Genomic DNA, 12,680 nt, shown 5'->3' on the forward strand with positions numbered 1-12,680 from the left:
GAAGTGACTAAATCACTTGATGACTCCGCGGTCAAGCGTCGCGTAGTCCGGGAGGTCGATCGCGTCCACCGACTTGTCGATGCCCCCCATCATCAGGCCGGCGAGCGGGGTCCTCAGCAGCGCCCCCATCACCGCCGCGCGCGTCCGGATCGCGAGCGCCGTCGACGGCAGGAAGGCCCTGGTCCCGCCCGGGAGCTGCTTCATGTTGGCCTGCGCGTACGGCCGCATCAGCGCCTCGTAGGCGGCGAAGGCCGGCCCAGGGTCGCCGTCGGCCCGGGCGAGCTCGCCCGCCAGCACGTAGGCCCCGACCAGCGCCAGCGAGGTGCCCATCCCGACCGACCCCGCCGTGCAGGCGTCACCCAGGAGTGCCACCCGGCCCTGGTGCCACGACGGCATCTCGATCCGGACGTGCCGGTCGAGGTAGAAGTCCTCCGCGCGCCACATCGCGTCCATGAGGCGCGGCACCTCCCAGCCCGCACCGGCCAGGACGTCGGCGACGATCCGCTTCTGCGCGGCGATGTCGCGCCGGTCGTAGCCGATCGGAGGGCCGGCGAAGTTGACCATGCCGCGCACCCCGCCGTGCGCCGGGTACAGCAGGATGTTCCGGCCCTGGACGCCGTTGCCTGCCGGCATCGGGTACAGGAGCTCCCAGCCGTCGAGCCCCCACGGGCCGGGCTGCTGCCCGCCGTCGACGGTGAACACCGCGCCGTGGTACCCGCCGTCGACGGACCGCCACCTTCCGCCGAAGGCGAGGCGCCGCGTCACGGAGTGGACGCCGTCCGCGCCGACCACGACGTCGAAGCGCCGCGGCGCGGACCGCTCGAAGGTGACCGCCACGGCGTCGGGAAGCTGGTCGAGCGCCGTGATGCTGTCGTCGAACAGGTACTCGACGCCCTCGGTGGCGTCCAGGAGGATCCGCATGAGGTCACCGCGCAGGATCTCGAGGTCGGCGATCACGCCGCCCGAGTGGCCGAACTGCTCGGCGGACATCTCCACCGTGCGCCGGCCCCGGGCATCGAGGTAGGCGATCCCGCGCACGCCTGTGTGCGCGCCCCGCACCTGGCCGGTGAGGCCCATCCGGTCCAGGACGGTGCGGCCCGCGCCGCGCACGTCGACACCCTGGCCGCCCGGCCGGGGTGCGGGGGCGCGCTCGACGACGGTGACGTCGAAGCCGTACCGGCGGAGCCAGAAGGCGAGGGCAGGTCCGGCGACGCCGGCGCCGGAGACGAGTACGTGGGTCATGGCTGCTCCTGAGGGGTCGTTCGTGCTGCTGACTCGTACACCGTACGAGCCGCCCTATGCTTGGTGAATCGTCCGGTAGTGCAGCAGATAGTGCACCGGTCGCGGCATCGGTGCCGCGCCCGGCAGAGCACCGCCGACGCCCGCGAGGTGCACTAGTACAGGGAGCCGGGATGACCACCACCTCCGAACGGATCGCCGACGAGATCCGGGCCCGGATCCGGTCCGGCGCGCTCGCCGCGGGCGACCTGGTCCCGTCCACGCGGCGCATCGTCGCCGAGCACGGCGTCGCCATGGCCACCGCCAGCCGGGTGCTCGGCGCCCTGCGCCGCGACGGGCTGGTGGAGGTGCGACGGGGCGTCGGCACGGTGGTCGCCGCGGGCGCGAACGCGGGGACGAGCAGACCTGCCGGGTCACCCGCCCGACGGCTACCCACGGGCGGCGACGTCGTCCGCGCCGCCATGGCCGTGGCCGACACCGAAGGGCTGGGCGGGCTCTCGATGCGGCGCATCGCGACCGATCTCGGCATCCCGACGATGTCGCTCTACCGCCATGTCCGAAGCCGCGACGAGCTGCTCACCCGCATGCTCGACGCCGTCTACGCCGAGTCGCCCCTTCCTGAGCCGCTGCCCCGCCACTGGCGTGCCCGCGCCGAGACGTGCGCCCGCACGATGTGGAGCGCGTTCCAGCGCCACCCGTGGGCCGCGCACGTGATGTCCATGACGCGCCCGCAGGTGCTGCCGCACGGCATGGCCCACACCGAGGCCCTGCTCGCGGCGTTCGACGCGATACCCGGGCGGCCCCTCGACCTCGACACCCGGATGCACCTCGCGGTCTCCGTGGTCCAGCTCGCGCGGGGGGTCGGCGTCAGCATCGAGCCGGCCTTGCTGGCCCAGCAGGACTCAGGCCTGACCGACGAGGAATGGACGGACAGGGCCCTCCCGGACCTCCGTGCCGTCGCGGACCCGCGCCGCTTCCCCCAGATCTCGGCGGCGACGTCGACCGACATCGACCTGACCCTCGACTCGCTCTTCGAGTTCGGCCTGGCCCGCCTGCTGGACGGGTACGCCGTGTTCCTGGGCGACGCACCGTCCGCGCCGTAGGCTGACCGCGTGACGTCCAGCACGGTGAGCCGCCCGCGCGCGGGCCAGGCGATGTCCCCGCGCGAGCAGGAGAACCGCCGGCTGCTGCGTGCCCGGGACGCCATCGACCGCGACTACGGCCGGCCGCTCGACGTGCCGACGCTGGCCCGCATCGCCCACGTCTCGCCGTCGCACTTCAGCCGCAGCTTCCGGGCCGCGTTCGGCGAGACGCCGCACCGCTACCTGCAGCGGCGGCGCATCGAGCGGGCGATGGCGCTGCTGCGCGATTCCGCGCACCCCGTGACCGACGTCGCGCTCATGGTCGGGTTCAACAGCCTCGGAACCTTCAGCCGCACCTTCAGCGACATCGTCGGTGTCTCGCCGACGGAGTACCGGCGGCGGACGCGACCGGTCGCGGCTCCCGTCTGCTTCACGAAGAGCTGGCTGCGCCCCTCTGACCAGGCCGTCTCAGGCCGAGCAGTTTCGGAGAAGCGCGCCGCCCGGGGAGCGCCGTAGCGTGACCGGCATGTTCAAGAACATCTCCATCACCTCCGTGTACGTCCTCGACCAGGACGAAGCCCTCGACTTCTACGTCGGCAAGCTCGGGTTCGAGGTCACCAATGACGTCGACATGGGCTTCATGCGCTGGCTGACGATCGCCCTGCCGGCCGACCCCGACCGCCACCTGCTCCTCGAGGTGCCCGGGCCGCCCTCGCTGAGCGAGGAGGTCACGGCCCAGGTCCGGGACCTGGTCACCAAGGGCGCGCTCGGCGTCGCGTGCATCCTCACCACCGACGACTGCCACCGCACGTACGCCGAGCTCAGTGCCAAGGGCGTCGAGTTCACCGAGGAGCCGGTCGAGCAGCCGTACGGGATCGACTGCGCCCTGCGCGACCCGTTCGGCAACCACATCCGGGTCACCCAGCCGGGCACCGGTCCGGTGGAGGTGACCGACGAGGACATCGCCCGCTGGAGCAGCGGCGCGCAGCCGAACGGCTGACGACCGGCCGGGACCGGGGCCGAGACCGGGCCCAGGCTCAGGGCCGCGGCGGCCCGGCCTCCACGCGCCGCAGCACGGCGGCGCTCGAGTACAGGTCGGGCGACGCGTACAGCCCGCGCTCGTCCCACCAGGTCGCCCCGGCCTCGGCCAGCGGCCCGACGACGTCGGCCGCCGCCTCCGGCGTCGTACGCCCACCCGTGACGACGTCGTACGGGCCCTCCGACGTGCGGTGCCCCGCGACGTACGCCGCGACCGCGCGGACCTCGTCCGGCGTCGGCGGGACACCGTGCCCGGACGCGAACAGCGGGACCACGCCGTCCCACTGCGCGGCCCGGCGGAACGGGCGGCGGTTGGGCCAGAACCCGCCCACCCAGACCGGCGGCCGGGGCTGCTGGACGGTCGCGGGGAGCAGCTCCACGTCCCGCACGACGTAGTGCGTACCGGCGTGGTCGACGCGCTCCCCCGCCCAGTAGCGCGCGAGCAGGTCGAGCCCCTCGTCCAGCTTCTCGGCGAGCACCACCGGGTCGGTCTCGTCGCCGAAGCTGCCGAACTCGTCCTCGACCGGCCCGCCGAGGCCCGCGCCGAAGATGACGCGGCCGCCGCTGACGGCGTCGAGCGTCGCCACCTGCCGGGCGAGCTGTTCGGGGCGTCGACGGGCCACCGGGGTCACGAGGGTGCCCAGCCGGAGTCGCGACGTCGCGAGCGCCGCGGCGGTCAGGAGCATCCACGGGTCGCCGAACGGCAGGCCGCGGCGCATCTCCTTGCTGTGCACCACGTGGTCCCAGACGAACAGGCCGTCCCAGCCGGCGTCCTCGGCGGCACGTGCCACGGTCGCGACGGTGCGGGGATCGGCGAAGTCGCCGAAGTTCGGGATGTTCACGGAGTACCGCATCACGCACCGACCTCCCCGGTCGCGGCCCGGCCGGCCGGTCCACGCAGCTCGAGCCACATGATCCGCAGCCCGACATCGCCCAGCTCGGGGTGCCGGAACGCGCCGGGCGCGATGCCGAGGGTCACGAAGCCGAGGCTCTCGTACAGGTGGACGGCGCCCGCGTTGGTGTCGACCACGGCGTTGAACTGGATGGCGGCATACCCGTCGCGGCGAGCCCAGGCGATCATGTCCTCGACGAGCGCCCGGCCTGCGCCGGTGCCGCGCACGGCCCGGTCGACCATGATGCTGCCCGAGGCGATGTGGCTGCCCGGGCCCGGCCGGTTGGGATACATGTTCGCGGTGCCGACCACGACGCCGTCGCGCACCGCGACGACCACCCGCACCGGGGCATCCAGCCAGGCCGCCCGGGCCTGCGCCTCGGTCATGGTGGGGTCGTAGGAGAACGTGTCGGCGGCGCGCACGACCTCGCGCACGATCGGCCAGAGGTCCGGCCAGTCCTCGGCGGCGGCCTCGCGCACGGTGGTCGCGGGCCGGACCCCGAGCGTGGCACCGGGCGCGGTGTCGGCAGAAGGTTGCATGCCCCTACCCTGCCGCACGGTCGGCCGGTCCCGCCAAGGCTTACCCATCCCGCCCCCTCCCCCGCGGACGCCGCCCGGCGTACGGTCGGAGCATGTGCCGAAACATCACGACGCTACGCGGCCTCGAACCGGCCGCCACCGACGAGGAGATCACCGCCGCCGCGCTGCAGTTCGTGCGCAAGGTCACGGGCGTGACCAAGGTGAGTGACGCCACACGAGAGCCGGTCGAGCAGGCCACGCAGGAGATCGCGGAGATCGTGACGCGCCTGCTCGACGCGCTGCCGGAACGCCGTCAGCCGCCCAAGACGGTGCCTCCGCTGCGCCGCGCGGAGGTCCAGGAGCGCATCGCGCAGCGCATCAAGGAGCGCGAGGAGCACGAACGCATGCACGAGCTGGGCATCGCGCACTCGCACTGAGCGGCTCGTACCCCTACAGTTGTCGTGTGCTTGCACCGCTCACCTGTTGCTGTCGCTGACCCCGGACCCATCCGTCGTCCGCGCGTATCGTCGCGCGCCCAGCAACAGGAAGAAAAACAGGTGCAGTACGCCAATTCTGTAGTAGACCTCGTCGGCAACACGCCCCTCGTCCGGCTCCACCGGGTGACCGAGGGCGTCACCAGCGCGACCGTGCTGGTCAAGCTCGAGTACCTCAACCCCGGCGGGTCGTCCAAGGACCGCATCGCCGGCCGCATCATCGAGGCGGCCGAGCGGGAGGGCAAGCTCCGGCCCGGCGGCACCATCGTCGAGCCGACCTCCGGCAACACCGGGGTGGGCCTCGCGCTGGTCGCCCAGCAGCGCGGTTACCGGTGCGTCTTCGTGCTGCCCGACAAGGTGGGCAAGGACAAGCGCGACGTGCTCACGGCGTACGGCGCCGAGGTGGTCGTCACGCCGACGGCGGTCGCACCCGACAGCCCCGAGTCGTACTACTCGGTGAGCGACCGGCTGGTGCGTGAGATCCCCGGCGCGTTCAAGCCCGACCAGTACTCCAACCCGAACGGCCCGCGCTCCCACTACGAGACGACCGGGCCCGAGATCTGGCGGGACACCGAGGGCAAGGTGACCCACTTCGTCGCGGGCGTCGGCACCGGCGGCACGATCACCGGCACGGGCCGGTACCTGCGCGAGGTGTCCGACGGCGCGGTGCGCATCATCGGCGCCGACCCCGAGGGCTCCGTGTACTCGGGCGGCACCGGCCGCCCGTACCTGGTCGAGGGCGTCGGTGAGGACTTCTGGCCGACCGCCTACGACCCCACCGTGCCCCACGAGATCATCGCCGTGGACGACGCCGAGTCGTTCGCGATGACCCGGCGCCTGGCGCGCGAGGAGGGCATCCTGGTGGGCGGTTCCAGCGGTATGGCGGTTGTCGCGGCCCTGCGCGCCGCCCGCGACCTCGGGCCGGACGACGTCGTGGTGGTTCTCCTGCCCGACGGCGGCCGCGGCTACCTCGCCAAGATCTTCGACGACACCTGGATGCGGTCCTACGGGTTCTCGCCCGCGATCGAGGACCACACGGTCGCCGACGTCCTGGCCGCGAAGGCGGACCGCACCCCGCCGCTGGTCTACGTGTACCGGACCGACACCGTCCGGGACGCCATCGACCGGATGACGCGCACCGGCGTCTCGCAGCTCCTCGTGCTCGCCGCCGAACCGCCGGTCGTGCTCGGCGAGGTGGCCGGCGCCGTGCACGAGGACGACCTGCTCGACGGCGTGTTCGCCGGCAAGGTCAACCTCTCCGACGAGGTGGGCGGGCTCATCGGCAGGCCGCTGCCGCTCGTCGGCGTCAACGAGCCCGTCGGGGCGCTGCGCACGGCGCTCGCGACCGACGGCGCCCTGCTCGTGACCGACGGCGGCAAGGCGCTCGGCGTGGTGTCGCGCTCGGACCTGCTCGACTACCTCGCCGTCTGACCCACCGCGCCGCCCGCCAGGGCCCGCCCCTCCCCCTGCATCAGCTCGCAGCAGTGAACCTTCGAAGAGAGAGCACCATGACCGACGTCCGACCCAACCGCTTTGACACCCTCGCGATCCACGCGGGACAGCACCCCGACCCGACGACCGGCGACGCGATCCCGGCGATCCACGTCACCTCCACCTACGTGCAGGACGGCATCGGCGGGCTGCGCGGCGGGTACGAGTACTCCCGCGGGGGCAACCCGACCCGGACCTCGCTGGAGGAGCAGCTCGCGGCCATCGAGGGCGGCGCCCAGGGCATCTCGTTCGCGTCCGGCCTCGCCGCCGAGGACGCGCTGCTGCGGGCCGTGCTCGCGCCCGGGGACCACGTGCTCGTGCCGAACGACGTCTACGGCGGCACGCACCGGCTCGTCCGCACCATCCACGGCAAGGCAGGCATCCAGCACACGACGGTGGACACCGCCGACCTCGACGCCGTACGTGCCGCGATCCGGCCCGAGTCCAAGATGCTGTGGGTCGAGACGCCGTCGAACCCGCTGATGAAGATCAGCGACATCCCCGCGCTCGCCGGCCTCGCCCGGGAGGCGGGCCTGCTCCTGGTCGTCGACAACACGTTCGCGTCGCCCGCCCTCCAGCGCCCGCTCGACCTCGGTGCCGACGTCGTGGTGCACTCCACGACCAAGTACCTCGGCGGGCACTCCGACGTCGTCGGCGGGGCGGTGGTCGTGGCGAACGGGGGCGAGGAGCTCGCCGAGCAGGTGCGCTACGTGCAGTTCGCCGCGGGCGCGGTGTCCAGCCCGTTCGACGCGTTCCTGACCACGCGGGGCATCAAGACCCTCTCCGTGCGGATGCAGCGCCACTCCGAGACCGCCCAGACCCTCGCGGAGCGCCTGGTCGAGCACCCCGCGGTGGCGCGCGTGCTCTACCCCGGCCTGCCCGACCACCCGGGCCACAAGACCGCCGCGCACCAGATGTCGCGCTTCGGCGGCATGATCTCGCTGGAGCTGGCGGGCGGGGAGCACGCCGCACGCACGTTCGCCGAATCGACCCGGGTCTTCCTGCTCGCCGAGTCGCTCGGCGGCGTCGAGTCGCTGGTCAACTACCCGAGCGAGATGACGCACGCCTCGGTGCGCGGCACCGAGGCCGAGGTGTCGCCGTCGATCGTGCGCCTGTCGGTCGGCCTGGAGGACGTGACGGACCTCCTGGACGACGTCCTGCAGGCCCTCGACCGCGTCCGTTGAGTGCTGGGTACCTGCCCTCTCGGAGCGCTCGAGAGGGCAGATACCACGCACTCAACGCTTAGCCTGGGGGCGTGAGCGAACACGCGCCCGTCAGCGCTGCCATGCACCGGGCCAAGGCAGATGCCCGCGCCTCCCACGTCACCGTGGGTCTCGTGCGGCACCTGCCCGGCGACCGCGAGGAGATCGACTGCTCCTGCGGCATGACGCTGACCAACGGGCCGCAGTGGTCGCTCGACGAGCACATCCGCCTGCACAGGGCAGAGGCGCGCTACCTGGCCCTGAGCCAGGTAGCGCCGGCGGGCATGCCCCGCCTCATCCCCGTGGGCCCTGGACGGCTGCCCCGCTGACGGGGCTACCGGTGGGCGGGGCCCGTCAGAGCTCCTCCGGGTCGTCCCAGGACACGCCGCTCGAGGATCCGGAGATCGGGTCGAGGGCGCAGTCGGCCAGGTTGCGCGGCGCCTTGGAGGCGTCTCCTCCGCCGAGCAGGCCCCGGCGGGTTGCGGCGCGGCGGACGGCCGGCGGCGCGATACGTGCGTAGAAGGCGTTCGACTCGTCGACCAGATCGGTCGGACCTGAGTCGGCGGGCTCGGTGGCGGGCTGGGGTTCCCCCGTGATCATGAACACATTCTCGCAGAAATCGGTCCGGTCGCACATCCGCTTGGCACAGTATTTCCAATCCTTGCCAAGCCTCCACCGCGACGGCACGCCCGGCACGCAGATCTCCCCCCACCTGCGCCGCCGGGGTGTGATGATCATCGGATGCAAACCTGGCCTGGGCGCCCCTACCCCCTCGGCGCGACGTTCGACGGTACGGGTACCAACTTCGCGCTCTACTCGTCGGTCGCCGAGAAGGTGGAGCTGTGCCTCCTGGCCGACGACGACACCGAGACCCGCGTCGCCGTCACCGAGACCGATGCGCACGTGTGGCACGTCTACCTGCCCGGCGTCGGCCCCGGCACGCGGTACGGGTACCGCGTGCACGGGCCGTACGACCCTGCGTCGGGCCACCGCTGCAATCCGGCGAAGCTCCTGCTCGACCCGTACGCCAAGGCGGTGGACGGCGACCTCGACGACGACCCGTCCCTGTTCTCGTACTCGTTCGACGACGTGGAGCAGACCACGACGGGCACCACGCCGGAGGCTTCCGACTCGCTGGGCCACACGATGGTCTCGGTGGTGGTCAACCCGTTCTTCGACTGGGGCCACGACCGCCCGCCGGCCACGCCGTACCACGAGACGGTGATCTACGAGGCGCACGTCAAGGGCCTCACGATGCGCCACCCCGACGTCCCCGACGAGCTGCGCGGCACGTACGCGGGGCTGGCCCACCCCGCGGTCATCGAGCACCTGACCAAGCTGGGCGTCACGGCGATCGAGCTGATGCCGGTGCACCAGTTCGTCACCGACCCGTCGCTCGCGGCCAAGGGCCTGACGAACTACTGGGGCTACAACACCATCGGGTTCTTCGCCCCGCACAACGGGTTCGCGGCCTACGGCTCGCGTGGCGAGCAGGTCATGGAGTTCAAGGCCATGGTCAAGGCGATGCACCAGGCGGGCATCGAGGTGCTGCTCGACGTCGTCTACAACCACACCGCCGAGGGCAACCAGCTGGGGCCGACCCTGAGCTTCCGCGGCATCGACAACGCCGCCTACTACCGGCTGGTCGACGGCGACGAGGCGCACTACTTCGACACCACGGGCACCGGCAACTCGCTGCTCATGCGCTCCCCCGCCGTGCTGCAGCTCATCATGGACTCGCTGCGCTACTGGGTCGAGGAGATGCACGTCGACGGGTTCCGCTTCGACCTGGCGGCCACGCTGGCCCGCCAGTTCCACGAGGTCGACCGGCTGAGCGCCTTCTTCGACATCGTGCACCAGGACCCGGTGATCTCCCAGGTCAAGCTGATCGCCGAGCCCTGGGACCTGGGCGACGGCGGGTACCAGGTGGGCGGGTTCCCGTCCCTGTGGACCGAGTGGAACGGCCGCTACCGCGACACCGTGCGCGACTTCTGGCGCGGGGAGCCGTCGACGCTGCCGGAGTTCGCCTCCCGCCTGACGGGGTCGAGCGACCTGTACGAGCACAGCGGCCGCATGCCCAGCGCGTCCATCAACTTCGTCACGGCCCATGACGGCTTCACGCTCGCCGACCTCACGTCGTACAACGAGAAGCACAACGACGCCAACGGGGAGGACAACCAGGACGGCGAGAGCCACAACCGGTCGTGGAACTGCGGCGTCGAGGGACCCACCGACGACCCGGAGATCCGGGAGCTGCGCGCCCGGCAGCGCCGCAACCTGCTGGTCACGCTCATGCTGAGCCAGGGCGTGCCGATGATCGCGCACGGTGACGAGCTCGGTCGCACCCAGCAGGGCAACAACAACGTCTACTGCCAGGACAACGAGCTCTCCTGGATGGACTGGGGCGGACCCGAGGGGCTCGACGACGAGAGTGCGGCGCTGCTGGAGTTCGCCCGGAAGGCCGTCCGGCTGCGCCGCGACCACCCGATCCTGCACCGCCGCCGGTTCTTCGACGGCAGCGGCACGGACGCGCTCGGGGACGTCGAGTGGCTCGACCTCACGGGCGCGCGGATGGACGACACGGACTGGCACCAGTCGTACGCCAGGACGGTCGCGGTGTTCCTGAACGGCGACGCGATCTCCGAGACCGGCGGGCGCGGCGAGCGGGTGGTCGACGACTCGTTCCTGCTGCTGCTCAACGCCCATTCCGGGGCCCTGGACTTCACTCTGCCGCCCGGTGCCTACGGAAAGGCCTGGACGGTCGTGCTGGACACCGACGGCAGCGCGGAGCCCGGAACCGTGCTGGACGCCGGTACCGGACTGACCGTGACGGGACGCAGCGTCGTGGTGCTGACCCGCCCGAGCCGAACACCGGGCTAGGCTGTCGGCCGTGACCGGACCGAGGAGTGGAACCGGGGGAACCACACCACCGCCCCGACCAGGGCCTGACATGCCCGTTCCCGGGCCGAGGCCGGTGGTGTGGGCCCCGCGTGCGCGTGTCATCGAAGTGCTCGTGCCCTACGACCCGCAGGACGAGCCGGAGCACATGCCGCTGCGCCTCGTCGGCGCCGGCGAGCCCGGGTACTGGGGTGCCGACAGCGTGCTCGGGCACGGCACCGACTACGGCTACTCGGTCGACGGCGGCCCGCTGCTGCCCGACCCGCGGAGCGTGTGGCTGCCGCAGGGCATCCACGGGCCCACCAGGGTCTTCGACCCGGCGTTCGAGTGGACCGACGGCTCGTGGTCGCCGCCCGACCTCTCCACGAGCATCCTCATGCACGTGGACGTCGAGACGTTCACCCCGGAGGGCACGCTCGACGCCGCCGCTGCGCTGCTGCCCACCGTCGCCGAGCTCGGGGCGCACGGCGTGGAGCTCGCGCCGGTCGCCGCGTTCGACCCCGCCGTCGGGCCGACGCGCGGTGTGCGCCTGTACTCGGTGCACGAGCCCTACGGCGGCCCGCGTGCGCTGCAGCGCTTCATCGACGCCGCGCACGCCGTCGGCCTCGCCGTCGTGCTGGACATCCCCTACCGCTGGGCGGTCGCGGAAGAGCTCGGGCTGGAGGCCTACGGCCCGTACCTGAGCGGCGGCGGCCGGCCGCGACCACCGCGCTCCGACGTCGGCGACGCGGGCGAGCACGCCCTGCAGGCGATGCGCCCCCGGACCGGCCAGGTGCCCCTGGACCGCCCGCGCACGGGGCCCATCCAGCTCCGCACGGGACAGGTGCCGAGCATCGGCACGCGGGCGGGCAAGGTCCCGTCCGCGCCGACGGTCCGCACCGACTTCGTGGGCGACCGCATCAACCTCGACGGCAGCGGCAGCCGGGGTCCGCGCGACTTCCTCGTCGACGACGCGCGGCACTGGCTGCGCGAGTACCACGTGGACGGCCTGGTGCTCGACGTCGACGCCCTGGTCGACCGCTCCCCCACCCCGTTCCTCGGGGAGCTCGCGGACTACGTCGTCGGGATGGGCGAACAGCTCGACCGGCGCTTCAGCCTGCTCGTGGACGGGCCCGGCCGGAGCGACCGGCTGACCACCATCCTGCTGCGCATCCTGTCCGGGCCGGGCAAGACCGAGGACATCCAGGCGCTGCAGATGCTCGCCGACCTCGTGCACCCGTCGGTGCGCCGCGCCACCCGCCAGAACAGCCAGAGCAGCGGGCGCCGCACCCGGGTCCGGGCCGGCGCGAGCGTGGTCGAGGACATCACCCGGCTCCCCGCCGCGCAGCTCACGGTTCCGTGGGCGGGCGAGGAGAGCCCCGCCACGGCCCTCCTCGGGGTGGACGACGTCGACATCCGCTCCAGCGTGCTCGCCACCGTGATCCTCGCGGGCAACCCGCTGGTGCTCGACACCGTGCACGCGCCCGTGGTCCCCCGCAACGAGAACGAGCGGCGCCTGGTGCGCTGGGCGCGCGACCTGATCTCCATCCGGCACGACATCAGCGAGGAGCTGGACCTGCCGCTGGAGATCCGCTCCACCGCGGACCGGTCGGTCATCGCGGTGCTGCGCGGCAGCCTGGCGTTCGTGCTCAACACCGGCCACGGCCTCGCCGCGCTGCGCCTGGGGAGCCTGCTGCGGCCCGCCGAGGGGGCGGGCAAGGCGCCGCTGCCCGGGGCGTTCAAGCTCGCGGCGGCCTGGGAGCCGGGTGCAACGCGTCTGGTCGGCGACACCCTCACGGTGCCGCCCCGGATGACCGCCGTGCTGCGTGCGGAGAGCTGACCTGCG

Annotated in this window: 13 protein-coding genes; 9 read left to right on the forward strand and 4 right to left on the reverse strand. The window is 72.6% G+C overall.

Annotated features, from left to right (window positions below; translation table 11 throughout):
* Positions 1-12 precede the first annotated feature (12 nt).
* Positions 13-1,242, reverse strand: a complete 1,230-nt coding sequence (locus AB0I32_RS01985) for an FAD-dependent monooxygenase (protein WP_357502307.1) — start codon at positions 1,240-1,242, stop codon at positions 13-15.
* 170 nt (positions 1,243-1,412) lie between these two features.
* On the opposite strand from AB0I32_RS01985, the gene AB0I32_RS01990 reads away from it, so the two are divergent.
* Genes AB0I32_RS01990 through AB0I32_RS02000 form a run of 3 tightly spaced genes read left to right on the forward strand, consistent with a single transcriptional unit; the run spans position 1,413 to position 3,321 of the window.
* Positions 1,413-2,342 (forward strand): GntR family transcriptional regulator, encoded by a 930-nt coding sequence (locus AB0I32_RS01990; protein WP_357502309.1) that lies wholly within the window; start codon positions 1,413-1,415, stop codon positions 2,340-2,342.
* Between the two features lie 51 nt (positions 2,343-2,393).
* On the forward strand, positions 2,394-2,837 hold the full coding sequence (locus AB0I32_RS01995) for an AraC family transcriptional regulator (protein WP_357502689.1): 444 nt from the start codon (positions 2,394-2,396) through the stop codon (positions 2,835-2,837).
* Between the two features lie 10 nt (positions 2,838-2,847).
* Positions 2,848-3,321: a VOC family protein gene (locus AB0I32_RS02000; protein ID WP_357502311.1), complete on the forward strand. Its 474-nt coding sequence runs from the start codon at positions 2,848-2,850 to the stop codon at positions 3,319-3,321.
* A 37-nt stretch (positions 3,322-3,358) separates the two neighbouring features.
* On the opposite strand, the gene AB0I32_RS02005 is transcribed toward AB0I32_RS02000, so the two are convergent.
* Complete coding sequence (locus AB0I32_RS02005; protein WP_357502691.1) at positions 3,359-4,213, reverse strand: LLM class flavin-dependent oxidoreductase; 855 nt, start codon at positions 4,211-4,213, stop codon at positions 3,359-3,361.
* Positions 4,213-4,791 (reverse strand): GNAT family N-acetyltransferase, encoded by a 579-nt coding sequence (locus AB0I32_RS02010; RefSeq protein ID WP_357502313.1) that lies wholly within the window; start codon positions 4,789-4,791, stop codon positions 4,213-4,215. Before AB0I32_RS02010 ends, AB0I32_RS02005 begins: the two co-directional genes overlap by 1 nt.
* 92 nt (positions 4,792-4,883) lie before the next feature.
* Between AB0I32_RS02010 and AB0I32_RS02015 the strand changes: the two genes are divergently transcribed.
* The 4 genes from AB0I32_RS02015 (at position 4,884) to AB0I32_RS02030 (ending at position 8,286) form a co-directional block, all read left to right on the forward strand.
* Complete coding sequence (locus tag AB0I32_RS02015) at positions 4,884-5,207, forward strand: DUF2277 domain-containing protein (protein WP_357502314.1); 324 nt, start codon at positions 4,884-4,886, stop codon at positions 5,205-5,207.
* Between the two features lie 120 nt (positions 5,208-5,327).
* Positions 5,328-6,695 (forward strand): cystathionine beta-synthase, encoded by a 1,368-nt coding sequence (locus tag AB0I32_RS02020; protein WP_357502316.1) that lies wholly within the window; start codon positions 5,328-5,330, stop codon positions 6,693-6,695.
* Between the two features lie 77 nt (positions 6,696-6,772).
* Positions 6,773-7,939 carry a cystathionine gamma-synthase gene (locus AB0I32_RS02025; protein ID WP_357502318.1) on the forward strand — a complete coding sequence of 389 codons (1,167 nt, stop codon included), beginning with the start codon at positions 6,773-6,775 and terminating at the stop codon, positions 7,937-7,939.
* A 71-nt stretch (positions 7,940-8,010) separates the two neighbouring features.
* Positions 8,011-8,286, forward strand: a complete 276-nt coding sequence (locus tag AB0I32_RS02030; protein ID WP_275001270.1) for a hypothetical protein — start codon at positions 8,011-8,013, stop codon at positions 8,284-8,286.
* Between the two features lie 25 nt (positions 8,287-8,311).
* On the opposite strand, the gene AB0I32_RS02035 is transcribed toward AB0I32_RS02030, so the two are convergent.
* Positions 8,312-8,557: a hypothetical protein gene (locus AB0I32_RS02035; protein WP_133249715.1), complete on the reverse strand. Its 246-nt coding sequence runs from the start codon at positions 8,555-8,557 to the stop codon at positions 8,312-8,314.
* Positions 8,558-8,698: 141 nt separating this feature from the next.
* Between AB0I32_RS02035 and glgX the strand changes: the two genes are divergently transcribed.
* Both glgX and AB0I32_RS02045 read left to right on the forward strand, forming a co-directional pair.
* Positions 8,699-10,837, forward strand: a complete 2,139-nt coding sequence (gene glgX, locus AB0I32_RS02040; RefSeq protein WP_357502321.1) for a glycogen debranching protein GlgX — start codon at positions 8,699-8,701, stop codon at positions 10,835-10,837.
* A gap of 70 nt (positions 10,838-10,907) precedes the next feature.
* Positions 10,908-12,674: a hypothetical protein gene (locus AB0I32_RS02045; protein ID WP_357502322.1), complete on the forward strand. Its 1,767-nt coding sequence runs from the start codon at positions 10,908-10,910 to the stop codon at positions 12,672-12,674.
* Positions 12,675-12,680: the final 6 nt, after the last annotated feature.

It is taken from the genome of Promicromonospora sp. NPDC050249, from assembly GCF_040656015.1.
In the GTDB taxonomy this organism is placed as follows: domain Bacteria; phylum Actinomycetota; class Actinomycetes; order Actinomycetales; family Cellulomonadaceae; genus Promicromonospora.

What these genes read in the sequence shown, in the direction of transcription:
- AB0I32_RS01985 (WP_357502307.1), bottom strand. Translation starts at nt 1,242, where the DNA reads ATGACCCACGTACTCGTCTCCGGCGCCGGCGTCGCCGGACCTGCCCTC.
- AB0I32_RS01990 (WP_357502309.1), top strand. Translation starts at nt 1,413, where the DNA reads ATGACCACCACCTCCGAACGGATCGCCGACGAGATCCGGGCCCGGATC.
- AB0I32_RS01995 (WP_357502689.1), top strand. Translation starts at nt 2,394, where the DNA reads ATGTCCCCGCGCGAGCAGGAGAACCGCCGGCTGCTGCGTGCCCGGGAC.
- AB0I32_RS02000 (WP_357502311.1), top strand. Translation starts at nt 2,848, where the DNA reads ATGTTCAAGAACATCTCCATCACCTCCGTGTACGTCCTCGACCAGGAC.
- AB0I32_RS02005 (WP_357502691.1), bottom strand. Translation starts at nt 4,213, where the DNA reads ATGCGGTACTCCGTGAACATCCCGAACTTCGGCGACTTCGCCGATCCC.
- AB0I32_RS02010 (WP_357502313.1), bottom strand. Translation starts at nt 4,791, where the DNA reads ATGCAACCTTCTGCCGACACCGCGCCCGGTGCCACGCTCGGGGTCCGG.
- AB0I32_RS02015 (WP_357502314.1), top strand. Translation starts at nt 4,884, where the DNA reads ATGTGCCGAAACATCACGACGCTACGCGGCCTCGAACCGGCCGCCACC.
- AB0I32_RS02025 (WP_357502318.1), top strand. Translation starts at nt 6,773, where the DNA reads ATGACCGACGTCCGACCCAACCGCTTTGACACCCTCGCGATCCACGCG.
- AB0I32_RS02035 (WP_133249715.1), bottom strand. Translation starts at nt 8,557, where the DNA reads ATGATCACGGGGGAACCCCAGCCCGCCACCGAGCCCGCCGACTCAGGT.
- glgX (WP_357502321.1), top strand. Translation starts at nt 8,699, where the DNA reads ATGCAAACCTGGCCTGGGCGCCCCTACCCCCTCGGCGCGACGTTCGAC.
- AB0I32_RS02045 (WP_357502322.1), top strand. Translation starts at nt 10,908, where the DNA reads ATGCCCGTTCCCGGGCCGAGGCCGGTGGTGTGGGCCCCGCGTGCGCGT.